This is a genomic window from Mycobacterium innocens (assembly GCF_900566055.1).
Taxonomy (GTDB): Bacteria; Actinomycetota; Actinomycetes; order Mycobacteriales; family Mycobacteriaceae; genus Mycobacterium; species Mycobacterium innocens.
Genome location: NZ_UPHQ01000052.1, coordinates 1 through 22,964 on the forward strand (window position 1 = coordinate 1; position 22,964 = coordinate 22,964).

20 protein-coding genes and 2 pseudogenes are annotated in these 22,964 nt (G+C 65.8%); 4 read left to right on the forward strand and 18 right to left on the reverse strand.

Annotated elements, in window-relative coordinates:
• Window positions 1-1,286: pseudogene (locus EET03_RS30090) on the forward strand (hypothetical protein); the annotation flags it as partial.
• A 427-nt stretch (window positions 1,287-1,713) separates the two neighbouring features.
• Here EET03_RS30090 and EET03_RS06345 read toward each other — a convergent pair.
• The 8 genes from EET03_RS06345 to EET03_RS06380 are packed head-to-tail and all read right to left on the reverse strand — an operon-like array spanning window position 1,714 to window position 9,299.
• Complete coding sequence (locus EET03_RS06345; protein ID WP_075543367.1) at window positions 1,714-2,052, reverse strand: DUF6285 domain-containing protein; 339 nt, start codon at window positions 2,050-2,052, stop codon at window positions 1,714-1,716.
• Window positions 2,049-3,014, reverse strand: a complete 966-nt coding sequence (locus EET03_RS06350; RefSeq protein WP_075543366.1) for a phosphotransferase family protein — start codon at window positions 3,012-3,014, stop codon at window positions 2,049-2,051. Before EET03_RS06350 ends, EET03_RS06345 begins: the two co-directional genes overlap by 4 nt.
• The gene (locus EET03_RS06355; protein WP_075543365.1) at window positions 3,011-4,249 is read right to left on the reverse strand and encodes an acyl-CoA dehydrogenase family protein; all 1,239 of its coding nucleotides are present in this window, start codon (window positions 4,247-4,249) and stop codon (window positions 3,011-3,013) included. Before EET03_RS06355 ends, EET03_RS06350 begins: the two co-directional genes overlap by 4 nt.
• An 11-nt stretch (window positions 4,250-4,260) precedes the next feature.
• Complete coding sequence (locus EET03_RS06360) at window positions 4,261-4,881, reverse strand: TetR/AcrR family transcriptional regulator (protein ID WP_075543364.1); 621 nt, start codon at window positions 4,879-4,881, stop codon at window positions 4,261-4,263.
• Window positions 4,881-5,777 (reverse strand): hydroxymethylglutaryl-CoA lyase, encoded by an 897-nt coding sequence (locus tag EET03_RS06365; protein WP_075543363.1) that lies wholly within the window; start codon window positions 5,775-5,777, stop codon window positions 4,881-4,883. Before EET03_RS06365 ends, EET03_RS06360 begins: the two co-directional genes overlap by 1 nt.
• Window positions 5,774-7,015 (reverse strand): CaiB/BaiF CoA transferase family protein, encoded by a 1,242-nt coding sequence (locus EET03_RS06370; protein WP_075543362.1) that lies wholly within the window; start codon window positions 7,013-7,015, stop codon window positions 5,774-5,776. The genes EET03_RS06365 and EET03_RS06370 overlap by 4 nt, the downstream gene beginning before the upstream one ends.
• Window positions 7,012-8,193 carry an alpha/beta hydrolase gene (locus EET03_RS06375; RefSeq protein ID WP_075543361.1) on the reverse strand — a complete coding sequence of 394 codons (1,182 nt, stop codon included), beginning with the start codon at window positions 8,191-8,193 and terminating at the stop codon, window positions 7,012-7,014. The genes EET03_RS06370 and EET03_RS06375 overlap by 4 nt, the downstream gene beginning before the upstream one ends.
• 2 nt (window positions 8,194-8,195) lie before the next feature.
• The gene (locus tag EET03_RS06380) at window positions 8,196-9,299 is read right to left on the reverse strand and encodes a homogentisate 1,2-dioxygenase (protein ID WP_075543360.1); all 1,104 of its coding nucleotides are present in this window, start codon (window positions 9,297-9,299) and stop codon (window positions 8,196-8,198) included.
• 336 nt (window positions 9,300-9,635) lie between these two features.
• Between EET03_RS06380 and EET03_RS30730 the strand changes: the two genes are divergently transcribed.
• Complete coding sequence (locus tag EET03_RS30730; RefSeq protein ID WP_208649010.1) at window positions 9,636-9,872, forward strand: PPE domain-containing protein; 237 nt, start codon at window positions 9,636-9,638, stop codon at window positions 9,870-9,872.
• Window positions 9,812-10,963, forward strand: coding sequence for a PE-PPE domain-containing protein (locus EET03_RS06385; protein ID WP_208649011.1), 1,152 nt, complete (start codon window positions 9,812-9,814; stop codon window positions 10,961-10,963). Before EET03_RS30730 ends, EET03_RS06385 begins: the two co-directional genes overlap by 61 nt.
• A 237-nt stretch (window positions 10,964-11,200) precedes the next feature.
• Here the strand turns inward: EET03_RS06385 and EET03_RS06390 are convergent, their stop codons facing one another.
• The 6 genes from EET03_RS06390 to hisN form a co-directional block, all read right to left on the reverse strand.
• Window positions 11,201-12,172, reverse strand: coding sequence for an NADPH:quinone oxidoreductase family protein (locus EET03_RS06390; protein WP_075543359.1), 972 nt, complete (start codon window positions 12,170-12,172; stop codon window positions 11,201-11,203).
• Window positions 12,173-12,223: 51 nt separating this feature from the next.
• Window positions 12,224-13,222 (reverse strand): acrylyl-CoA reductase family protein, encoded by a 999-nt coding sequence (locus EET03_RS06395; RefSeq protein WP_075543358.1) that lies wholly within the window; start codon window positions 13,220-13,222, stop codon window positions 12,224-12,226.
• A gap of 138 nt (window positions 13,223-13,360) precedes the next feature.
• Window positions 13,361-14,569 (reverse strand): acyl-CoA dehydrogenase family protein, encoded by a 1,209-nt coding sequence (locus EET03_RS06400; RefSeq protein WP_075543357.1) that lies wholly within the window; start codon window positions 14,567-14,569, stop codon window positions 13,361-13,363.
• A 32-nt stretch (window positions 14,570-14,601) separates the two neighbouring features.
• The gene (locus tag EET03_RS06405) at window positions 14,602-16,023 is read right to left on the reverse strand and encodes an acyl-CoA dehydrogenase family protein (protein ID WP_099194023.1); all 1,422 of its coding nucleotides are present in this window, start codon (window positions 16,021-16,023) and stop codon (window positions 14,602-14,604) included.
• Between the two features lie 82 nt (window positions 16,024-16,105).
• Window positions 16,106-17,212 carry an AmmeMemoRadiSam system radical SAM enzyme gene (amrS, locus tag EET03_RS06410; protein ID WP_063470735.1) on the reverse strand — a complete coding sequence of 369 codons (1,107 nt, stop codon included), beginning with the start codon at window positions 17,210-17,212 and terminating at the stop codon, window positions 16,106-16,108.
• Between the two features lie 19 nt (window positions 17,213-17,231).
• The gene (gene hisN / locus EET03_RS06415) at window positions 17,232-18,014 is read right to left on the reverse strand and encodes a histidinol-phosphatase (RefSeq protein WP_075543354.1); all 783 of its coding nucleotides are present in this window, start codon (window positions 18,012-18,014) and stop codon (window positions 17,232-17,234) included.
• Window positions 18,015-18,037: 23 nt separating this feature from the next.
• Between hisN and EET03_RS06420 the strand changes: the two genes are divergently transcribed.
• Window positions 18,038-18,382 carry a hypothetical protein gene (locus EET03_RS06420; RefSeq protein ID WP_075543353.1) on the forward strand — a complete coding sequence of 115 codons (345 nt, stop codon included), beginning with the start codon at window positions 18,038-18,040 and terminating at the stop codon, window positions 18,380-18,382.
• Between the two features lie 5 nt (window positions 18,383-18,387).
• Here EET03_RS06420 and EET03_RS06425 read toward each other — a convergent pair whose 3' ends face one another.
• From EET03_RS06425 to EET03_RS06440, 4 genes and pseudogenes are all read right to left on the reverse strand, one after another.
• Window positions 18,388-19,524 (reverse strand): PPE family protein, encoded by a 1,137-nt coding sequence (locus EET03_RS06425; RefSeq protein ID WP_075543352.1) that lies wholly within the window; start codon window positions 19,522-19,524, stop codon window positions 18,388-18,390.
• 506 nt (window positions 19,525-20,030) lie between these two features.
• Window positions 20,031-21,171 (reverse strand): annotated as a pseudogene (locus EET03_RS06430) (PPE family protein).
• 372 nt (window positions 21,172-21,543) lie between these two features.
• The gene (locus EET03_RS06435) at window positions 21,544-22,341 is read right to left on the reverse strand and encodes a slipin family protein (protein WP_075543351.1); all 798 of its coding nucleotides are present in this window, start codon (window positions 22,339-22,341) and stop codon (window positions 21,544-21,546) included.
• Entirely contained in the window at window positions 22,338-22,964 is a 627-nt protein-coding gene (locus EET03_RS06440) for a hypothetical protein (protein WP_075543350.1), read from the reverse strand. Before EET03_RS06440 ends, EET03_RS06435 begins: the two co-directional genes overlap by 4 nt.

Consider the following 22,964-nt stretch of genomic DNA (forward strand, 5'->3'; position numbering starts at 1 on the left):
CCAGTGCGCAGGGGGTGCGCAATATTGCGACGGCGGCCACGGTGGTGGGCAATGACAATGCGACCGATGCTGCCAGTGCGATCGCGGTGGGGGAGACCAATGTGGCGACGGCGGCCACGGTGGTCGGGGATGCCAATAGCGGGGTGGCGGCCACTGCCGATGGCCGCATCAATGTGGCGACGGCGGCGACGGCGGTGGGTGATGGCAATAGTGGGGTTACCGCGGATGCCGATGGGGACATCAATGTGGTGACGGCGGCCACCGCGGTTTTTGATGGCAATCAGGCGATTTCGGCCAGCGCTGTCGGTGACACCAACATCGCGACCGCGGCCACGGTAGTGGGCAACGCCAACAATGGGGTTGCGGCCAGTGCGGATGGCAGCGTCAACATCGCGTCGGCGGCCACGGTGGTGGGGGATCGCAATGCTGGGGTGTTGGCCAGTGCGCAGGGGGTGCGCAATATTGCGACGGCGGCCACGGTGGTGGGCAATGACAATGCGACCGATGCTGCCAGTGCGATCGCGGTGGGGGAGACCAATGTGGCGACGGCGGCCACGGTGGTCGGAGATGCCAATAGCGGGGTGGCGGCCACTGCCGATGGCCGCATCAATGTGGCCACGGCGGCGACGGCGGTGGGTGATGGCAATAGTGGGGTTACCGCGGATGCCGATGGGGACATCAATGTGGTGACGGCGGCCACCGCGGTTTTTGATGGCAATCAGGCGATTTCGGCCAGCGCTGTCGGTGACACCAACATCGCGACCGCGGCCACGGTAGTGGGCAACGCCAACAATGGGGTTGAGGCCAGTGCGGATGGCAGCGTCAACATCGCGACCGCGGCCACGGTGGTGGGCGCCAACAATGGTGGGGTTGCGGCTAGCGCTGTCGGCGACAACGACTTCGTCACCGCTGCTACCGTCGTGGGCCCGGGCAACAACGGGGTCGCAGCCGACGCCGTAGGCAGCAACTTCGCCAACGCCGCTGTGGTCGTCGGCGGCAACAACAGCGACGTCCATGCGCAACGAGGCCACTTCAACGCGGCGGTCGTCGTAGGCAGTGACAGCACAGCCTTTGCGGGCGGTGAAACAGGCGAAGAAGGCAATCGCGACTTCGCGATCGTCGTCGCCAACAACGCCCAGGCTCGAGCATTCAATGGCAACAACGACATCGCAATCGCCAGAGCAGACGGCGCATCTGCGATCGCAGGTCCCGGCGACAACATCGTGGACATCCAGCCGCCGTTATTTGCGTTGTTATTGGGGGCCTTGCGCGGATTGTTCTCCTAACCATCTCCACCGGCGCACACCGGGTAGCGGTGCACGCCGGTCACGCCCACCGACCTGGGCGCAGCGAGGCGACCGAAACGCACGCAGATGATGCATCGAGCGCCGATCCGGGCAGTTCATCCAGTCCACGGGGCGGCGGCCGCACCGCGACATCAACGGTCCTTGGGGCAGGATGTAACCCCGTTGGCTGTCGAGGCGACGGCGGGCCGGTGATGTCAGTCAGTCGAGTCACCCGGGTCAGCGCCTGCCCGGAAATTCAGCATGCCCGCCGTTGTGCGATAAATCCAGGTGTGCAATGGATTTGTCGCTGAGTTGTCGCTCGAAGGTGGGCAAACCGGGTACCGGCTCGGTCAGAGACCAATGAGAAAGATGTGATTGCCCTGACCCAGCGCTCCGGTGACAGCCAAATCAGTACCGTCAAAACCGCCTATTCACTGTCGTATCCGGGATGAGAGACCGCCAACCGATGCCGTACCAGGGTGCGCAGACAGGCAATGACCTCGTCGTCGCGGCCGTCCAGGTCACCGGCCCGGATCGAAGCGGCGAGGTCGGCCTCATTGGGGAAGCCGAGGCCGGCCAGCGCCTCCCGGACGTCAGCGTCGCTGGGACTCAGCAATTCTCGCTCGACGATGCGCAGGGCGTTGGCCGCCACCCGGGCATGGAAGTTGACCTGTCCGCTGGTCGCCGGCCGTACGTCGCCTTCGAGGAATTCGGCGACGGCGGCCACGAGTTCAGCCGCGGTCGGACGGCCGTAGAGCTCGATCATCGTCCACCTCCCTCGAGCAGCTCGAGCAGATCCCATTCGTTCTCGCAGACCCGGCGCCCAATGGTCGCCAACTCGACCGACCGGGACTGACCACTCAAGTGCCGTTCCGCCTGGTACCGACAGATGACACCCCAACGCAGTGTGGCCAGTACCAACCACCAACGAAATGCCACCGGATCGACGGCAGCCCCGCTGGCCTCCTGGTATGCGCGCAAAAAGTCGTCGATGCCGCCCAATCCGCCGGCGCCTAGGTTGGCCGGAGCCCCGAACCGCCAGGCCCGCACACAAAACCAGGCCAAGTCCTCATACGTCTCCCCGACATGCACCAGCTCCCAATCCAGAACGGCCGCAAGGTCGGTCCCGTCGACGATCAGGTTGCCCATCCGGAAGTCGCCGTGCACCAGAACCGCTGCCGAGGGCGGCGGCCGATGCGCCGCAAGCCAGCGGAAGGCCCATTCGAAGGTGGCGGTGGTGTCGCCCATCGCATCGAGCCGATCACGCCATTGCGCAAGTGCATCCTCGCGGGCAAGCCCTGGGTCGTTCGAGTCGGCCCGGTGAATCGCGGCCAGCGCCTGTGCGCACTGGCCCAACAACCGCTGCCTCCCGGCTGTGTCGAGTTGGCGCTGGATGCGCCGGACGATCGTTTCCCCTTTGACCTCTTCGCAGATCAGGAACGGATTGCCCAGTGCCGCGGGCGAATCGTCGGCGAGCAGAATATGCGGTACCGGCGCGCCCGCGGCTGCCGCGGCGACCTGGACGCGGGCTTCGAGTTCCATACCGGCGTGCACGTCGTCGGGCGGGCCGATGCGCAGAATCAGCGGTCGACGCGCGGCGCCCACGACGGCGTCGAACGCCCAGGTGGTCCTGCTGGCACCGCCGGTGAGCACCCGCAGGTTTCCGATCGCCACCTCGGCGCCCAGCAACGGATCCAGCAGCGCGGCCAAGTCCTCCAACAGAGTCACTTCTTGCCGAACTTGAACAGCCGCTGCGCAACCCGGCGGATCTGAATCTCCTCCGCGCCCTCGGTGATCCGATAGCGGCGGTGGTGGCGGTAGATGTGCTCGAACGGTTCGTGACGGCTATATCCCACTCCGCCGAAGACTTGCATGGCCCGGTCGGCGGCCTCACACACCAACCGGTTGGCGCGGTAGTTGGCCATCGAGACCTTGTCCGAAACTTCCATGTGGTGATTGCGATCCAGATGCCAGGCGGCGTAATACACCAGCAGCCGCACCATCTGGGCCTCGGTCTGCAGCTCGACCAGCGGCCATTGGACGGCCTGGTTCACCGACAGCGGCTTACCGAACACCCTACGTTCGTTGGCGTAGTCGACGGCCCGGTCAATGCAGTACTGGGCGGCGCCCAGACTGCTGGCCGCCTGACGAATCCGGTTCTCGTGCAAAAAAGTCTGGCCCACCTCGAGGCCGCGGTCGACCTCGCCGAGCACCGCGTCATCGGGCACCCGGACGCCGTCCAACACCACCTCGCCGTGGTCGGTCGGCATGTTGAGGGTCCACCAGTAGTACGGAACGGTGAAGCCGGGAGCATCGGTGGGGACGAGAAACGCGGTGATGCCGTGGGCCTGGCCGGGCTCGCCCGAAGTTCGGGCGAACACCAGGTCGTGGGTGGCGCGGTGCACGCCGGTGTTGAATCGCTTGGCGCCGTTGATCACCCAGCCGTCCCCGGCGCGCTCGGCACGAGTCTCGAGCCAGGTGGCATCCGACCCGTGATTGGGTTCGGTCAAGCCGAACGCCATCGACCGCTCGCCGGTGATGAGCGCCTCGGTCCACTCCTTCTTCTGCGCTTCGGTGCCGAACCGGTCCATCATGATGACTTGCGGGAAGTTGCCGACGATGGAGGACTCGTTCTGCAAGTCATTGTGCAGCCCGAGCCCCTTGTGCGCCAAGTGTTCGCGGATGACTGCCATATCGACGTTGGTCCCGTCGCGGCCACCGAACCGTGACGGGAGGCCATAACGCAGCCAGCCCGCCCGGTCGGCGCGCCTGCGCATCTCGGCCAGCAGGTCCTCCCACTCTCGTCGAGGGATGCCATCGTTGTCCCAATCGGTGCGGGCATGCTCACGGCGATGGTCGAAATACTGGATGTGCTGGCGTTCCAGCGGTTTGATCCAGGACTCGATGAACTCGTCCATTTCGGCGAGCAGACCGGGAAGATGTTCCGGCAGACTGAAATCCACGATTAATCTCCTTAAGCGCCGTACAGAGTTTTCTTCCAGATCGTCGACAAGGTTTTGATCGCATCCGCGTCGCTGATGTCCAGACGCAGATTCTCGGGGCCCGAGCGGCCCACGAACACGGTGGTGAAGTTCTCGAACAACAGGGCGATCGCGGCCGCGGTGTGCTCCGGATGGAGCTCGGCGCCGTAGCCCTGCTCTTGAGCGCGGCGGACCGAGGCGGCCACGATGTCCATGCCGAAACGCCGGAATTCGTTCTGCACGAGAGCGAAACGCTGCTGGGTAGCGGCCAGTTGGGCAACAGCGATCATGATGCCGATATTCTGTTTGAAGATGTTCCAGTAACCGGTGACCACCGAGGTGAAGAATGTGTCGTCGTCGGGGGTATCCGGCAGCTGCACGCTCAGGCCGGACGGCGCGACGACGTCGTGCAGAAACGATTCCGCCAGGGCGGCCAGCAAGTCCTCCTTGTCGGAGAAGTACCGGTAGAACACCGCGGGCGACTTGCCGGCGGCCGAGGTGATGTCGGCCAGGGTCACTCCATGAAATCCCCGCTCGGCGAAGAGCTTTCGCGCGGCCTGCTCGATGGCCTGCCGGGTCTGGCGGCCCTTGGAGGTGAGCGTGCCGGCGGGCATCAGTTCCGGATCCGGTCGCCGGCGCGCAGCAGCGCACCCGGCAAGTCATGGCCGACAACCGATTTCGCAACCTCAGCCGCTGCGATGGCAGCCGGCAAGTCGACGTCGACCTGGAAACCGCTGTCGACCAGTAGATACACCAGATCCTCGGTGGCGATGTTGCCGGTGGCGCCCGGAGCAAACGGGCAGCCACCGAGTCCGCCGACCGAGGCATCCAGCCTGGTAACACCCGAGCACACCGCCGCATAGGCACTGGCCAGGCCCGCGCCCCGGGTGTTATGAAAGTGACCACCCAGCGGAATGTCGCCGATCACCGGACGTAGTTGTGTGATCAGCGAACTCACCCGGCCGGGGGTGGCGGTGCCGATGGTGTCGGCAATCGAGAACCGGTCCACACCCAGGTCGCGGGTTACCGCGGCGATGTCGAGGACCCGCTGCGGCGGGGTGGGCCCGTCGAACGGGCAATCCCATGCGGTGGCAACGATGACCTCGACGGTCACCTCGTCGCTTCGGGCGATGGCAAGGATCTCGCCGATTTGGCCGGTCGCCTCGGCGCTGCTGCGACCGACGTTGGCCTTGCTGAACGAGTCGCTGGCCGCCACCACGTACTCGATCGCGCGCAGGCCGGCCGCGATCGCCCGCTTGGCGCCGTTGGGACTCGCCACCAGTGCCGAGAACTCGATGTCGGGATAGTTGGGTAATTCGGCCGCGAGTTCGGCGGCATCGGCCATCGCCGGAACCTTGGACGGCGACACGAACGCCGTTGCCTCCACCTCCCGCACTCCTGTGGCGGCCACCGCGGCCAGCAACTCCAGCTTGGCCGACAACGGGATTGGCTTCTCGATCTGCAGTCCGTCGCGCAGCGACACCTCACGAATGGTTACCCGGGAACTCATATCACTCCTTCGGCACGCCACTCGTCCAGGTCCTGAGCGCTCTTGTCCAGCAGGCCGATATAGACGTCGTCGTTGTGCTGACCGGGGCGCGCGGGACCGGCGGTGCGCACCCTGCCCGGTGATTCGGAGAGCACCGGCACGATCCCTGGTCCCAGGACGGAACGCTCGATCCGTTCGTCATAGTGTTCGACTAGCATGCCGCGTGCCCGCAGCTGTGGATCGTCGACCACCTCCGCGACGGTATTGATCGGTCCGGCGATCACTCCTGCGGCGGAGAGTGTTTCGATGATCTCGCCGGGCCGCCGCTCGGCGGCCCAGGAGCCGATGATCGTGTCGAGCTCGTCCTGGTTGCGTCCGCGTGCCGCGTGCGTGGCGAATCGGTCATCGGTGACCAGTTCCGGACGCCCCATTGCCTTGCACAGGCGGGCGAACACGGTGTCCTGGTTCGCCGCGATCACCACCCAGGAGCCGTCGGCGCTGCGGTAGATGTTGGACGGCGCAATGCCTTCCAGCCTGGTTCCGGACGGCCCGCGCACCACACCGCCGACGTCGTAATCTGGAATCGTGGATTCCTGTACCGCCAAACATGATTCGGTAAGGGCGACATCGACCATTTGGCCCTTGCCGGTGACGCCGCGGCGATGCAGCGCGGCCAGCGCGCCCTGGGCGCCGAACATGCCGGCCAGGGTGTCGCCCAGCGAGAGCGCGAGCCGGGGCGGCGGCCCGCCGGGGAAGCCGTTGAGATGGCGCAGCCCGCTGGCCGCCTCGGCCACCGAGGCGTAACCCGCTTTGTGTGCGTCGGGCCCGGTTTGTCCGTAGCCCGACACCCGGACCAGGATGATGCCCGGGTTACGTTGGCTCAGCACGTCGTATCCCAGGTTCCACTTCTCCAGCGTGCCCGGGCGGAAGTTCTCCACGACGATGTCGGATTTTTCGACCAGCTCGAGAAAGAGCTCCCGGCCGCGCGGGCGTCGCAGGTCGAGGGTGATGGCGCGCTTGTTGCGGGCATGCACGGTCCAGAAGACGCGGTGCCCGTTGAGTTCGGCCTGGCCCCAGGTGCGTAACGGATCCGCGGCGCCCGGCGGCTCCACCTTGATGACGTCGGCGCCCATGTCGCCGAGCAGCCGGCCGACGAAGGGACCGGCGATCAAGGTGCCGAGCTCGAGTACCCGGATGCCGTCCAGCGGTCCGGTTGGGGTCGATTCCCCGTGTGCCGCACTCCCGGCCGGCTCGGTCATGCGGTGCTCGCGAAGTCGTGGCGGATCAGCCAGTCGGTCACGATCCCGACGGCATGTGCCAGCTTGTCACGTTGCTCGGGACCCACGTAATAGTGTGTAGCGCCAGGGATTTCGTACATCTCCTTGTCGGGGTACCCGATCGCTTCGAAGAGCCGCCGGGTATGGCTGGGCGTGCAGGCATCGTCTGCAAGGTTACCGATCACCAGCGCGGGAACGGTGAGATCACGCGCGCATGCCATGCCGTCGCCGCGGGCATCGTCGTAACTCCACTGCGACAGCCAGCTGCGTAACGAGCAGAATCGGGCCAACCCGACCGGGCTCATGTTCACCACCTGCGGATCACCCAGATAGCAGGTGCCAGGCGTTCGTTCGTTGGGATCGACGGTCGGATCCAGCCACCTCGGGTCGGCCATGGTGCCGTGTACGACGAAGCACAACTCATCATCGGGACGGCCCCGGGCCGCCAGTTCGGCCAGCGTGTCCTTGACCCACGCAGTGATACGGCGGTTGCGGTCGATCTGAGCCTGCCGGTATCGCGCCAGGAATTCCTGGGTGTAGGGCGGCTGGTTGGGGTTATCCGGGCTGTAAAGGTCCAGTTCGGGATCGCGCTTGGTGGGGTCGGTTTCGTCGAGGATCGACGCGTCGAGCCATTCGGTGAGCGTGCCGTGGCGGCTGATGTGCGCGGCCAGCAGCATGATGCCGTCGGCGGCGGGAAGCCCGAGCCGGGTCAGGTCAGGCCCGTCGCCGGACGGGCTGGACGTGACGGTCGGGTGCTGAGCCTGCTGCTGGTAGAACATCGACAGCGAACCGCCGCCGCTCCATCCGGCCAGCACTACCTTGGTGTAGCCCAGCCGCGTTTTCGCGTCCTTGATGCACTCGCCGAGGTCCTCGACCACCTTCTCCATCAGCAGCGCCGAGTCGGTGCCGCGGAACCGGCTGTTGCAGTAGATGACGTGGTGACCGGCTCGGGTCAGCGCGTTGATCATCGGCAGATAGGCGCCGCCGCCGATGGGGTGCATGAACACCAGCACGGTGTCCGACGGCTTATCCGTGGGCCGCAGCAGGTAGCTCTCCAGCACGGTGATCTCGGCCAGGCCGCCATAGACGTCGCGGACACCGGAATTGTTCTGGAAGGCAACGAGGTAGGGGATTCTGTCGTATTCGTGACGGGTCGTCATGGTCAGTGCTGTCCCAGGTCGTGATCCAGCACCTCGGCGCACGGGGTGAGTCGCCGGCGGGTATCGATGGCGACCACCTGCCAGTCGACCGTCGAATATTCGTGGAACTTGCGGCGCGCCCGTTCCCGTGCCTTTTCGGGTGCGCCGTGGTGAACCCCTTGGGGCGCATGGGAGATCAGCCCCGGTGGCATCGGAATGCCGTACAGCGAACCGCCGTGGAAGAAGGCGATCTCGTCGTAGTCGACGTTGCGGTGATACCAGGGTGTGCGCTCGGTGCCGCGGACGCCCTCGGCGGGTTTGGGCAGAAAGTTCATCACGTAGACCCCGGTGGCCTGCATGAACAGGTGCACCGTCGGCGGCAGGTGGACGCTGTCGGAGGTGATCACGTTGTAGTCGGCGATGTTGAAGGTGAACGGGAAGTTGTCGCCGCGCCAGCCTTCGACGTCGATCGGATTGTGTTGGTAGTAGAGGCTTGTCGGGCCTCCTTCCGGAAAAGGCCGGTGGATCAGCCGCACCTCGTATTCGTCACGGCCATCGTCGTCGATCGGGCCCGGCTCCGGGATGGTGGCCTGCGACGGGTCGAACGGGAAGTGCCGGCCCAGCGCGCCCGGCGGCGGCACCCGAAACTCGTCGGTGGCCTCGACCATCAGCAGGGTCGTTTCGCTGTCCGGTATCTGGCGCCAGGTGCAGGCCTTGGGGATATAGACCCAGTCACCCTCCCGGTAACGCAACGGGCCGAACTCGGTTTCGGCCGTGCCGCTGCCCCGGTGGACGAAGCACAGCAAGTCGCCGTCGACGTGGCGAGTGTAGAACGGCATGGGCTGGTGGCGGCGGCTCAGCAGAATCCGGCAGTCGGTGTTGTGGAACATCAGCAGCGGACCGCCGTTGGTATCGGTGGCGTCGCTGGGTTTGAGCTCGCTGGCCAGCACGTCCACGGGCCGCAGTGGGCCGACTGCCCGGTATGCGGTGGGGTCGTGGCGGCGGTAGATGTTGGCGGTCCGGCCGGTGAAGCCGCCGCGGCCCAGTTCGTCGTCCTTGAGCCCGTCGAGATCGGCATGCAGGCGCCGCGGTGTCCGGCCCTTACGCAGGTGAACGAAGGATTCCATACGTCGGCTCCAGGGGTCGGGCAAGTCAGGGGAAGTTCGGCGACATAAAACTGAAAGTGATATTACTTTTCTTTTCTACGGACGCAAGGGCCTGGCACCGAACAGTCTGGCGGCTCTGCGCCCGTGCGGGGGCGCGCCACCATCTCAACGGACCGAATAATCGGCCGGTGCCATGATGTCCGATGCCCCGTTGTCCAACACCGTTGACCCGAGCTGACTTCGACCCCGATTGATGTCAACCAAAGTTGGCTAAAACGGCAACTCGCGATGACAACCTCGGTGACGGTACTCGCAGTTGTCTACGCGCATTGACGTTCTGACGGTCAGGTGGGTGTGATGGAATTCTTGATGTTGCCGCCGGAGGTGAACTCTGCCCGGATTCTCGGTGGCCCCGGACCTGGGCCCCTGCTGGTTGCGGCGACGGCATGGGCGGAGCTGAGCGAAGATCTGGCCGCCAGCGCAAATGCGGTGTCGTCGGTGATTTCGGGGTTAGCGGGGGGTAGCGGGTCGGCATGGCAGGGCGCGGCGGCCGCAGCGATGGCGTCGCGGCGGCCACCGATGTCACGTTGGTGATCGGCGGCAGCGGCTATCCGCTTCCGTCGCAAAGCTATGTGAACACCGTGGTGGCCGACTACGTCACTCCCACTTTCCCGGGCTTTACCACGGCCAACGCGCAATCCCTGTACACGCATGCGCAGTCATATTGGATCACCGGCGTCAAGACGTTGACCGAGGACGCGTCGTGGGCCCAAGGCGTCACGATTCTGGACACCGCTATCCACGCGCAGCTGTCCGCCGGGAACAACGTTGTCGTTCAGGGCTTCTCGCAGGGCGCCGGAATTGCGTCACTGGAAGTGGCGAACCTCAAAGCCGATGCCGTACCGACGAGTTCGGTGAGCTTCTCACTGGTCGGTGATCCGATGAATCCCAACGGTGGCCGGTATTCCCGCTTCGACGGACGAACGTTGGCGAGCATGGGCAAGTCGTTCCCGGGCTCGACACCGGCCAATGACTACCCGACCGTCATCTACACGATCGAATACGACGGATTCGCCGACTTCCCGCAGTACCCGCTCAATATCGTGGCCGACGCCAACGCCATGCTCGGCGCGTTGTATGTGCACCCCCAGTATCCGGTGCTCACCTCGGCACAGGTCGCTACGGCTGTGCAACTGCCGACGCAGGGACCGACGATGACCACCTACTACATGATTCCCACCCAGGATCTGCCGTTGCTGGAGCCCTTGCGTGCGCTGCCGCTGGGAAATACGATCGCCGATCTGATTCAAGCCGACTTGAAGGTGATCGTTAACCTGGGCTACGGCAATCCCGATTACGGCTATTCGACCGGGCCGGCCAATGTCCCGACCCCGTTCGGGCTGTTCCCGGACGTCAGCCCGGGGGTTGTCGTTGCCGATTTGATCAGTGGGACCCAGCAGGGGATCGGCGCAGCGGCATCAGATCTCAGCGCGTGGCATGTCCCGACAGGAACCCTAGCACCAAATCCCTTGGCGCTGAGCGGCTTGACCCCGCCCATCGTCCCGGCACCCTCGATCGACGGCATCGTCCAGGGCCTGCAGACGGGAACACCAACCTCACCAACGCCGTCACGAGCGCGATCTCGTCGGCTTACGCGACCCTGCTTCCGACCGCAGATACCTTGAGCGCCATCCTCGTTTCTCTCCCGTCCTATGACGTCAACCTCTTCCTCGACGGAGTCAGGCAAGCGCTGCACGGCGACCCTGCAGGGATCATCAACGCGGTGGGCTATCCGATTGCCGCCGACACGGGACTGCTCACCTTCCTGAGCTTCTTCCTCGCGTATGCTTACTATTGGCGCGGCGCGGTCAATTGCCGGCGATTTCGCGTCGCTGGTCTGACCGGCTGCGCGAGCGTGCTCGCTAATCGCGGACGCGCAGGACGACTTTGCCTTTGGCGGTGCGATTTTCCAGCGACGCCACCGCGGCGGCGGCCTGCTCCAGCGGGTAGATCTCGGGCTCGGGAGGAGGTAGCTCGCCAGAACTGAGCAGTCGTACGAGTGCGGCCCACTGCTCGGACAGCGCGCCGGGGTGCTTTCCGGCCCAGGCGCCCCAGCCAACACCGACCACGTCAATGTTGTTGAGCAACAGCCGGTTCACCTTCACCGTGGGTATCTCACCGCCGGTGAAGCCGATGACCAGCAGGCGTCCCGCCGGGGCGAGTGAGCGCAGTGAATCGGTGAACCGGTCGCCGCCTACCGGGTCGACCACAACGTCCACGCCGCGACTGTCCGTCAGCGTCTTGACCGCGTCTTTGAACCCCTCGACCAGCACCACATCGGTGGCTCCGGCCGCCGTCGCGATCGCCGCCTTTTCCTCGGTGCTGACCACCGCGATGGTGCGCGACGCCCCGAGCACCGGTGCCAGCCGTAACGCCGACGTGCCGATGCCGCCGGCCGCACCGTGCACGAGTACCGTTTCGCCGCGCTGCAACCGGCCACGGACACTGAGGGCGAAGTACACCGTCAGGTCGTTGAACAGCAAGCCGGCTCCCGCCTCGAAGCTCACGTTGTCGGGCAGTTTGAAGACCCGGTCGGGGGAGAGCACCGCGACCTCGGCCATGCCGCCGGTGAGCATCGTCAGGCCGACGACCCGGTCGCCGGCCCGCACGTGCGCATCCTCGGGTGCGGTGCGGACCACCCCGGCGATTTCGGCTCCGAGCACGAACGGCGGCTCGGGCCGGTACTGGTAGCGGCCGCGGGTGAGCAGCGCGTCGGGAAACGCCACGCCGGCGGCGTATACATCGACCACCACACCGTCGCCGGCGGGTTCGTCGACCTCTCCCACCTCGACCGAGTCCGGACCGTCTAGCCGAGTCACCCGTGCCGCGCGCATGCCACCTCCTTGGTGAAGCCCCGTCAATCCCCGTCAGTCCCCGGCCCCAATCTAGAACCCGCCGGCTACCCGCACCACAGCCCGCCCCGTGAACGCGCCAGCCCGGACTTGGTCGACCACCTCGACGACATTCTTGACGTCGACCTCGGTGGTGATGTCGGCTAGATGGCGTGGCCGTAGCGAATCGCCTAGGCGTGCCCAAAGGTTGCGGCGCGGACCGATCGCCATCTGCACCGATTCCATTCCCAGCAGGGCGATGCCGCGCAGGATGAACGGCATCACGGTGGTATGCAGGGCTGGCCCGCCGGTGAGGCCGCTGGCGGCGACCGCCCCGCCGTAGTCGACTGCGCTCAACACATCGGCCAGTGTCGCGCCGCCCACGCAGTCCACCGCGGCCGCCCAGCGCGCGGTGGCCAATGGCCGCGGTTTGGCTTTCGGGTCGGTGGGAAGCCGGCCGATAATCTCGCTGGCGCCAAGCATTTTCAGTAGTTCGGCGGCCTGGGGTTTGCCGGTCGAGGCCACCACTCGATAGCCTGCGTCCGCCAGCAGGTCGACGCTGACCGTGCCGACGCCACCGGAGGCGCCGGTGACGACGACGGACCCGGCGTCTGGTGCGATACCCCAATCGATCAGCGCCTGCACGCTCATCGCTGCGGTGAAGCCGGCGGTGCCGATCGCCGCGCCGTCGTGCGGACTCAACGCGCCCATTGGTACCACCTGATCGGCTGGCAGCCGGGCATATTCGGCGTAGCCACCGTGGTGGCCCGTCCCGATCTGATAGCCGTGGGCCAGCACCATGTCGCCTACGGCGAACTCGGGCGACTGCGAGTCCACGACTTCGCCGGTCAGGTCGATACCCGGTATGACGGGGTACTTGCGCACCACACCGCCGCCCGGCGTCAGCGCGAGCGCGTCTTTGAAGTTGACGCTCGAATAGAGCACCCGGATGGTCACTTCACCGGGCGGCAGGTCGGCCGTTGTCAGCGTCTCCACCGCCGTGCTGATCCGGTCCTCGTCTTGGCGTGCCACCAGCGCTTGAAACGTGTCCATAGCGTTCGACGCTAACCGCACCGGCTGGATTGACCCTCGACCTGACCGGTGCGCCGTAGCTGCGGCGCTCGGCGCGAGCAGTCGCAAAAGCCCCCGACACGCCGAGCGTGCGGGGGCTTTTGCGTCTGCTCGCGAGCCTTACTTGAGCTCGGCCGACGACAGACCCAACAGCCGACGGGCGACCACCAGTTGCTGGATCTGCTGGGTCCCCTCGAAAATGTCCAGGATCTTGGAGTCGCGGGCCCACTTCTCCAGCAGCGTTTGTTCGGAATAGCCTGTGGTGCCGGCTAATTCGACGCTCTTCAGCGTCACGTCGCTGGCCATCCGGCCGGCCTTGGCCTTACTCATCGAGGCTTCTTTGGAGTTGGGAATGTTGTTGTCGGCCTGCCAGGCGGCGCGCAGCGCCAACAGGTAACTGGCCTCCCATTCGGCCTCCATCCGCAGGAACTCGGCCGCGGCGGAGCTCTGGACATGCGCGGGTTTGTCGTAGTCGATCTCGACCCCGGCATTGGTGAGAATCTTGCGGATCTCCTCCAACGCTGCGCGGCCGACCCCGATGGCCATGGCGGCAACGATCGGCCGGGTGTTGTCGAAGGTCTCCATCACCCCGGAAAAGCCTTTGCCCTCTTGGATTTCGGGGTTGCCCAGCAGGTTGCCCCGGGGAATGCGCGCGTTATCAAATCGAATTGCAGCGGTATCCGATCCCTTGATACCGAGTTTGTGTTCGAGACGTTCGACCGTGACACCCGGGTGCTCACGCGGCACGATGAACGACTTGATCGCTGCGCGGCCCTTGGACTTGTCCAGGGTGGCCCACACCACGATGTGGGTGGCGCGCGATCCGGCCGTGACGAATATCTTTTCGCCGTTGATCACATACTCGTCGCCGTCCAGGGTGGCGGTCGTCGACACGGCAGCCGAATCCGATCCGAATCCCGGTTCGGTGATGGCCATCGCCGCCCAAACCTTGCCCAGCCGCTCGAGTTGCTCTTCGGTGGCGACCGCGGAGATGGCCGCGTTACCCAGCCCCTGGTAGGGAACTGTCAGCATCAGCGCGACGTCCCCCCAGCAGGCCTCCAGCGTCTGCAGCAGTGCGGCCATGTTGGCGCCGTTGTGGTTGTCTGTGGTCGATTCGGTGTCGCCGAGCGCGTCGGCTCCGGCGAAGGCCACCGATTTGGCGTCCGCGACACCCTCGAACAGGCTCATCATGGTATCCAGTTCGACCGGGTACGCATGCTCTTTCAGATCGTATTTGCGCGAGACCGGCCGCATGATTTCGGCGGCACCCCGATGCGTCATGGTCATCACGTTCTGCAGTTTGCGAGGTAGTTCCAGATTGATTGCCATCGTTAGACTTTCAGCTCGGATCCGATAACGACTCAGATAACGACGACACCCTCGGCGACGCCGATGGCCCGCAGGTCGCGGTACCAGCGTTCGACCGGGTGCTCCTTGGTGTAACCGTGGCCGCCCAGCAGCTGGACGCCGTCGAGGCCGATTTGCATCCCCTTGTCGGCGCCGAGCCGCTTGGCCAGCGCGGCCTCCCGGGCGAAGGGCAGTCCCTGCTCGGCGCGGGACGCCCCGCGCCAGGTGATCAGCCGCAGGCCGTCCAACTCGATGGCGATGTTGGCACACATGAACGCGACGGCCTGCCGGTGCGCGATCGGTTCGCCGAAGGCCTGGCGTTCTTTCACGTAAGGGACGACGTAGTCGAGTACCGCATGTGAGGTGCCGACCGCCAGCGCCGCCCAGCCGAGCCGGGCCAGCGCGATCGCTTCCGAGTAGTCGCCGTCGGTCGCCTGGTCTTCACCCAGGCGCGCGCTCAGCGGGACGGAGACCCCGGTGAGCTCGACCTGGCCCAGGCCCGCGGCGCGGATGCCCATACTCGGGTCCGGTTTGACGGTCAGCCCCTTGGCCGACGACTCGACGATGAACAACGCCGGTTTGCCGTCCAGCTGTGCGGCGACGATGAACAGCTCGGCGGCGGCAGCGGCCGGGACCAACGACTTGACGCCGTCCAGCCGGTAGCCGGACGGGGTGCGGATGGCGGTGGCCTTGAGCCGGGTGGGGTCGAACAGCGGTTGCGGTTCGGCGATGGCCACACACGCCTGCGGAACGTTCTCGCCGGCGAACTCGGCCAGGTAGGTGGCCTGCTGGTCGGCGCTGCCCCAATGGGTCAGCGCTGCCGCCACACCGCCGGGGGCCAGGATCGGCAGTGCCAGCCCCATGTCGCCGTACGCCAATGCCTCGGCCACCAGCACGTTGGTCACGCTGGAGCGGTGCTCGGCGATGCCGTCGAAGTCCTCGGGAATGTTGATTGCGGTGATGCCGAGTTCGGCGGCTTTGGCGATGAGTTCGACCGGGTAGGTCGCGGCTTCGTCGGCGTCGTGTGCGGCGGGTCGCAGAATTTCTGCGGCTAACTCGTCCACGGTCTCGACGATCATCTTCTGGTCGTCGTCGGGTGTGAGGTCGAAATAGTCTTTGCCGCTGGCCTTGAGCCGGGTGGGGCCGCCGCGGAGGCCCTGCACCCGCCGGAACTGCCGGGTTGCGGCCCCGGAGGTGGAGAAGATCGTCTTGGTGCCGTAGCGCAACGTCCGGTTCAGCGGATCGCGCAGGTGGTACTTGTCCAGGAATTCCTGACCGACGATGGGTGTCAGGATGGCCAGCGCGACGTCGATGCCGCTCCGTTTGTGCGGCTGCATCCCGATTGCGGTTTGGCGGCCGCGGCGGGGCAGGCGCGATCGGGAGCGCTGAGCCGACGAGCCGGAAGCGGGTTCAGCAGCAGGAAGTGTGTTGGTCATGTCAGCTTGCCTCTGTCGTTGGGGCGATGCGATAACCCTATCTTACTCCCGAGTAAGATAAATGGGGTCGGTGTTAGTTAATTCACACCGTTGACAGGCTGGTGGGCAGCGGAAGCCGGCGCCGGCCCCAACCTCCCGCGGGGCCGTCGTACACACCGGCCAACTGACGGCCACACGCTCGGCAGCAGCCGTCATCGGTCAGCGCGTAACGCCGCATCGCATACCAGTCGCGAACCACCACCGCAGTCCCGCACCCCGGGCAGCATGTGGTGCCGCCTTCGGTGTCGTGGACGTTTCCGGTGTAGACGAACCGCAGGCCTTCCTCGATGCCGATCCGACGGGCCCGCGTCAGTGTGGCCGGCGGCGTCGGCGGCGTGTCGGTCATCTTGTAGTCGGGATGAAATGCGGTGAAATGCACCGGCACGTCGACGCCCAGGTTTTCGCGAATCCATGCGCATTCGGCGGCGAGCTCCGCATCGGTGTCGTTGCGGCCCGGGATCAGCAGGGTGGTGATCTCGAGCCACACGTTCGTCTCATGGCGTAGGTAAACGAGGGTGTCGAGCACGTCGCGCAGGTGGCCGACGCAGACCTTGCGGTAGAAGTCTTCGGTGAACGCCTTCAGATCGACATTGGCGGCGTCGATATGCCGGTAGAACTCCGCGCGCGGGGCCGGACACATGTACCCGGCCGTCACCGCGATCGCTTTGATACCCCGTTGGTGGCAGGCGTCGGCGACATCGGCGGCGTATTCCCAGAAGATCGTCGGATCATTGTAAGTGAATGCCACACTGCGACAACCCAATTCGTCGGCAGCACGAGCGATGTCGCCGGGACCGGCGCGGCTGGCAAGGGTGTCGGTTTCCCGCGACTTGGAGATGTCCCAGTTTTGGCAGAACTTGCAAGCCAGGTTGCACCCCGCGGTGCCGAACGACAGCACGGCCGACCCGGGTAAGAAATGGTTGAGCGGCTTCTTCTCGATCGGATCGACGCAGAACCCGCTGGAGCGTCCATAGCTGGTCAGCACAATCCGGTCGGCACGTCGGAGGCGGACGAAGCAGAGCCCGCGCTGCCCCTCGTGCAGCTTGCAGGCGCGCGGGCATACGTCGCACTGAATCCGGCCGTCGTCGAGGCGGTGCCAGTGTCTGGTCGGGATGGTGAACGGGTCGTCCGGCGAAGCAACGGGAGTCATGTCATTCTCAGACGCCAGGCTACGCCGCGTGGAGCCTGGCCAGAACCCCCTGGTGCAGTAGGCCGTTGGTCGCCACCGCGCTGCCGCCGTGCGGCCCGGGGGTGCCGTCCAAGCTGGTGAGTTGGCCGCCCGCCTCGCGTACCAGGATGTCCAGCGCAGCCAGATCCCACACCGACACCTCCGGTTCGGCGGCGATATCGACGGCCCCCTCGGCCACGAGGCAGTAAGACAGGAAGTCGCCGTAGGCGCGCACCCGCCACACCGCATCGGTCAGCTCGATGAAACGGTCTCGCACGCCGAGCTGTGCCCAGCCCGAGAGGCTCGAGAACGACAAGCTCGCCGAATCCAGTTCCGGCACTGAGGAAACCGACAGCCGGCGCGGTTGTGTGCCGTCAACTGAGGCAAACGCACCTTGGCCGTGCGCGGCCCACCACCGTCGTTGCAACGCGGGCGCGCTCACCACCCCGACGGACGGAACGCCGTCGTCGAGCAAGGCGATCAAACTGGCCCACACCGGCACCCCGCGCACGAAGTTCTTGGTGCCGTCGATCGGGTCGACGATCCATTGCCGTCCGCTGAAAGTAGCGGTTCCGCCGAACTCTTCGCCGAGGATGCTGTCACCCGGACGTTCCCGGGCGAGTGCGGCACGGATGTCGGCTTCAACCGCTCGGTCGGCGTCGGTCACCGGTGTCAGGTCCGGCTTGGTGTCGACGTGCAGGTCGAGCGCGCCGAACCGGGCGCGCGTCACCGCGTCCGCACGGTCGGCGAGCGCCAACGCAAGAAGTAGATCCTGCTGACTCACGCCAGCAGTCCTACCATGGCGGCGTGGGATGGGAATTGGGTGTGCTGCTCATTTTGGTTGCGGTCCTGGTGGTGTTTCTTGCTCCGCGGTTCTTTCCGCCGGGTCCGCGCGGTGCCCTGGCGAGCGGCACGCTGTTGGTGACCGGCGTCAGTCCCCGGCCGGACGCGATCGGTGAGCAGTTCGTCACCATCTCGGGCGTCCTCAACGGCCCAACCGTCAACGAGCACAGTGTCTATCGGCGGATGGCGGTCGACGTCAGCCAATGGCCGGTCACCGGACAGGTGCTTCCGGTCGTGTATTCGCCAAAGAATCCTGACAATTGGAACTTCGCACCGGCCGAGCCGCCACCCGGGTCGCGGTCCGACTAATCGAGTCACCCGGCCGCCGGTGGGTGTGCCATGACCGTGAGCCGCACCCCGTAGCGGGGCAGCACGCCGGAGGCACGCGACGGCGCCGGCACGGCCATTCCCGGAACGCCCGGCGCGCCTGCCCCAACCTCCTCGGTGCCCGGTATCGTCGTCAGGCCCGCGGGCGACAATGCCGAGACAGTCCGGGTGGCCGGGGCGGCCCAGCTCGCCGGCACGGATAGTTGTCCGATCGAGCCCGCCCGGCCCGCACTCGCAAGCACCGCGTTGCTACCCAATCCCATTCCGGCGCCGGTCGGCTGTTGCGCCGCCGCGAGCACCGAACCGGCCTCGGCCGGCAGGGTCTCCGTTGCGCTGGTCAACGCCGGAGCCAATGCGGCTTCATCTCCGATGACGCCGTTGACCACCGACTCGACGTTTGACATCGCGCTGAACGTCGCGTACACAGCAAAGATGCCATCGAGGATGACGAAGTCTTCCGGGACAAGGGTGGTCTGTAGTGCCTGAAATGCTTGCAGTGATTGGGATACCGCGGAGATCAGCTGCGACACCGGGTCGGTGGCGGCCGCGCTGGCGTTGGCTTGGGCGACCGCGGTGCTCTGGGCGCTGAGCCCGGCCGGGTTGGTGATCTGCGACGGCGAGGAGAACGGCGCCAGTTGCGCCGCCGCCGTCGAGCTGGTGGCGTAGCCGAACATCGTCGCCGCGTCCTGGGCCCACATCTCGGCGTACTGCGCCTCGGTGGCCGCGATCGCCGCCGTGTTCTGACCGAAGAAGTTGGTGGCGATCAACGCCATCAGCTGGATGCGGTTGGCCGCGATCGCCGGCGGTGGCACAGTCATCGCAAACGCTTGATCGAAGGCCGCCGCCGCGGCCCTGGCCTGCATGGCCGTCTGCTTTGTCTGGGTCGCCGTCGTGTAGAGCCAACCCACATACGGGGCGACCTTTGCGGCCATCGACTCCGATGCGGGGCCGTACCATTCCAAAGCGGTCAGGCCGGACACCACCGATTCATATGTCTGGGCGGTGGTGTCCAGCTCGGCGGCCAGCGTGTCCCAGCTGCCCGCCGCGGCCAGCAGCGAACCCGGGCCGGGACCGGTGTACATCCGGCCGGAGTTGATTTCCGGTGGCAATATTGCGAAATCCATTGTGTCACAGCTCCTTAGGTAGTTCGTACGGTGGGGCGTGCCCGCGATCGGTTCGGTGCCATCGTCGGTAGGTGCCGCGTTGGCGGTGTCGTGGAAGACAGGTTGTCGCCGTCGGTCCGAAATCCGGGACTAACAGCGCACCGGGTCAGTGAGATTGCGGCCCAGGACCTTTCGGGCTCTTTTCAGGTGGCGTCGTGTTTCAGGTGGCGTCGTGGGAGTTGGGTCGCTGGTGGGCCATTCGCACAGGGCATGTTGGGTGACCTTCGATTCCGGAATGCCCTAAAACTGGCAAGCCACAGCCGACCGCGTACGCCGGTTGGAGTGAATATTAGGCGACGGCTACATGAATTCGCAGTGAATTTGCCAGATGGACCAGAGAGAAAGGAAGTTTGCCGGGGCTGCTCGCCGTTCGCGATTTGCCCGATCGCTGGAATGGTCGGGCGCGGGTATCCCGGTAGCGACACCGCGGCCGGTTACCGGAGTCGACGAAGGGTTGTGGCCGGTGATCACCCGGCCGCCGGTGGGCGCGACATCACGGTGAGCCGGACCCCGTAGCGGGGCACGAGGCTCGAGGTTCGCTTCAGCGCGCCCGCCGGCATGCCGGGCACCCCCGGCACGCCGTGATCGGGTGCCTCGGTCCCCGGGATGGTGGTCAAGCCGGTGCCCGCCAATGCCGTTGCGGGGCCGGTCGACGACGGCGCGGTCCAGGACGGTGGCACGGACAACGGGCCGATCGAGCCCGCCTGGCTCATGCTCGCGGTTACCACGTTGGAAAGCCCTGCGCCAGAACTGCTTTCGGCCGCTGAGAAGACCGGGGAGAGGCCGGCCGGCAGCAACTCCGCTGGATTTTCGGTGGTGCCAAACAGGCCCAGGTTGTCCTCGGCCCCGATGATTCCGGCGGCGAACGACTCGACATCCTGTGACACGCCCACGGTTGCATAGACCGCGAATATGGCGTCAAGAATGGTGAAGTCTTCGGGCAGAATATTCGGCCAATCCTGGACCGCCTGCAGGGCCTCGGGCGCCAGGGAAGCCAACCACGACAACACGGTCGCGGTGTTTCCGGCGAAGCCGCCGGCGGCTTGGCTGACTGCGGCGCTCTGGGCGAGCACCCCGGCCGGGTTGACGCTCAGCTCAGGGGAGGAAAACGGTGTCAGCGCCGTGGCGGCGGCCGAGTTGCTCGCGTAGCCGTACATGGCGGCGGCGTCCTGGGCCCACATTTCCGCGTATTGCGCCTCGGTAGCCGCGATCGCCGCAGTGTTCTGCCCGAAGAAGTTCGATGCGATCAGCGCTTTCAGCTGGGTGCGGTGGGCCGCGACCACCGCGGGGGGAACTGTCATCGCATGGGCCTGCTCGAACGCGGCCGCTGCGGCTCTGGTCTGATCGGCGGACTCCTTCGCTTGCGCGGCAGTGGTTTCCAGCCACTCCACAAAAGGACCAGCCGTTGCCAGCATGGACACCGACGCCGGACCCCACCAGTACATCGCGGTCAGGGATGAGATCACCGAGCCGTAGCCCGCGGCCGCGGACGTCAATTCGGGTGGCTACCGTATCCCAGCTTCCTGCAGCAGCCAGTAACGAGCCCGGTCCCGGGCCACTGTAGATTCGCGCAGAGTTGATCTCCGGCGGCAAGAATGCGTAATCCATTGCGTCACAGCCCCTTGACTGTTGTGGCCTTCTCGGCCGCTTCGGCGTGGCGTCGGCTTCGGCGTGGGTGCGGGAATAGGGCACAGACCGTCGACGTGCATCACGACATGTGCGGCAGGCCGCGGGCCGCGGTCAGCGTATAGCCGGTCGACGGTAGCCGTACATGGCGGCGACTATCCCGCAAGCGGGCTTGCGGGTGCGGTGAACCGCGGTGTGCAGTGGCTGGTAGCTGGTGTGAACAGGGCTGTGGTGCAGTAGATCTGCAGGCCAGCCAGGAGCTGCGACTTTAAGTCACGGCGAAGCCAAATCACCTCTGGGATTATCCGTCTCTGGGATTATCCTGTGAGTTCCGCAGTCGGTGTGGTTGCCCGGTTAGCCGCGGCGGTTGAAGTTGTCGACAACGCTCTGCAACAGTTCAGGTTGCCGCAGAAACGGGGTGATGATGTCGACCGGCAGCGGGAAGACGACCGTGGAGTTCTGGTCGGCGCCCAGCTCCAAAAGAGTTTGCAGATAGCGCAACTGCAGTGAGGCGGGGCTCTTCGACAAAGTCTCGGCGGCTTGTCGCAGTTCCTCAGACGCCTGCAGCTCGCCTCGGGCATTGATGACCTTGGCGCGGCGTTCCCGCTCGGCTTCGGCTTCTCGGGCCATGGCCCGTTGCATCGACTCGGGAATTTCGACGTCCTTGATCTCCACCACACGAACCTGCACACCCCACGGCTCGGTCATCTTTTCGATGATGGTGCGTAGATCGCTGTTGAGGTCCTCGCGATGTGCCAGCAGGGTATCCAGGTCCGCACGGCCCAGCAGGGAACGCAGTGTCGTCTGCGCGATCTGCGATGTGGCCACCGCGTAGTTCTCCACCGCCAGAATCGCTTTCATCGGGTCGGTCACCTGGAACATGACGACCGCATTGACCCGGGCCGGCACGTTGTCACGGGTGATCACCTCCTGCGGCGGGATGGTCAGCGTGACCAGCCGCTGGTCGACCCGGATCATTTTGTCCGCCAACGGAATAAGAAACCGAAGTCCCGGTTGGTAGAGCGGGCGCACATGCCCCATCCGGAAGACCACCCCACGCTCGTACTCGCGCAGCACGGCGGGCGACAGCACGGCAAGCACTATCAGCACCACGACGCCGACAACGATGAAGCCGATCACCACACCGGTCACGATGTCTTGTCCTCCTTGTCTTCCCAGCCGCCCCAGCGCGTCGAATAGCGGTCGACCGCGGCAGCCACCTGGTCCTCGATCGCGGTGCGATGCGGCAGATGGTCGGGCGCATTGGACGGGGTGTTCCACAGGTGGCGGGCGAGCGGCAGTCCCAGCAGCACGACGACCAGCATGGTGCCCGTCAACACCAACACCTCAGCCGGCGAGTGGTTGGCGATCAACGTCGCCAGCGGCAGCACGATTCCCAAAGCAGCCACGCAGCAAGCGATCCCGCGGTGGAACCGTCCGGCATCCGAGTGCGGCCACGGATCCACCTCACGACTTATCTCCCGGCCGTGGTCCGACGTCGTGCAGCTGTCTTTTACCGGACAGCTGTTGCACACCACCGGTAACGGCCGATAACGCATGACCCGGTGCTTGGGATCGAACGAACTCGGCCACAGCCACTGGTCCTGTGGACAGACCCAGGCATCGTGGTCGGGGTGATACGTGAATTGACCGGTGCGCCAGCGTGCCGCACGCGCTGATGCCCGCCGCGCCATCGAGTCGAAGCTCCACCCGATGGCCAGCAACGCCAGCGAATACCCGGCGAACAGCCAGACCGAGGCAGCCGGCGGCGCCAC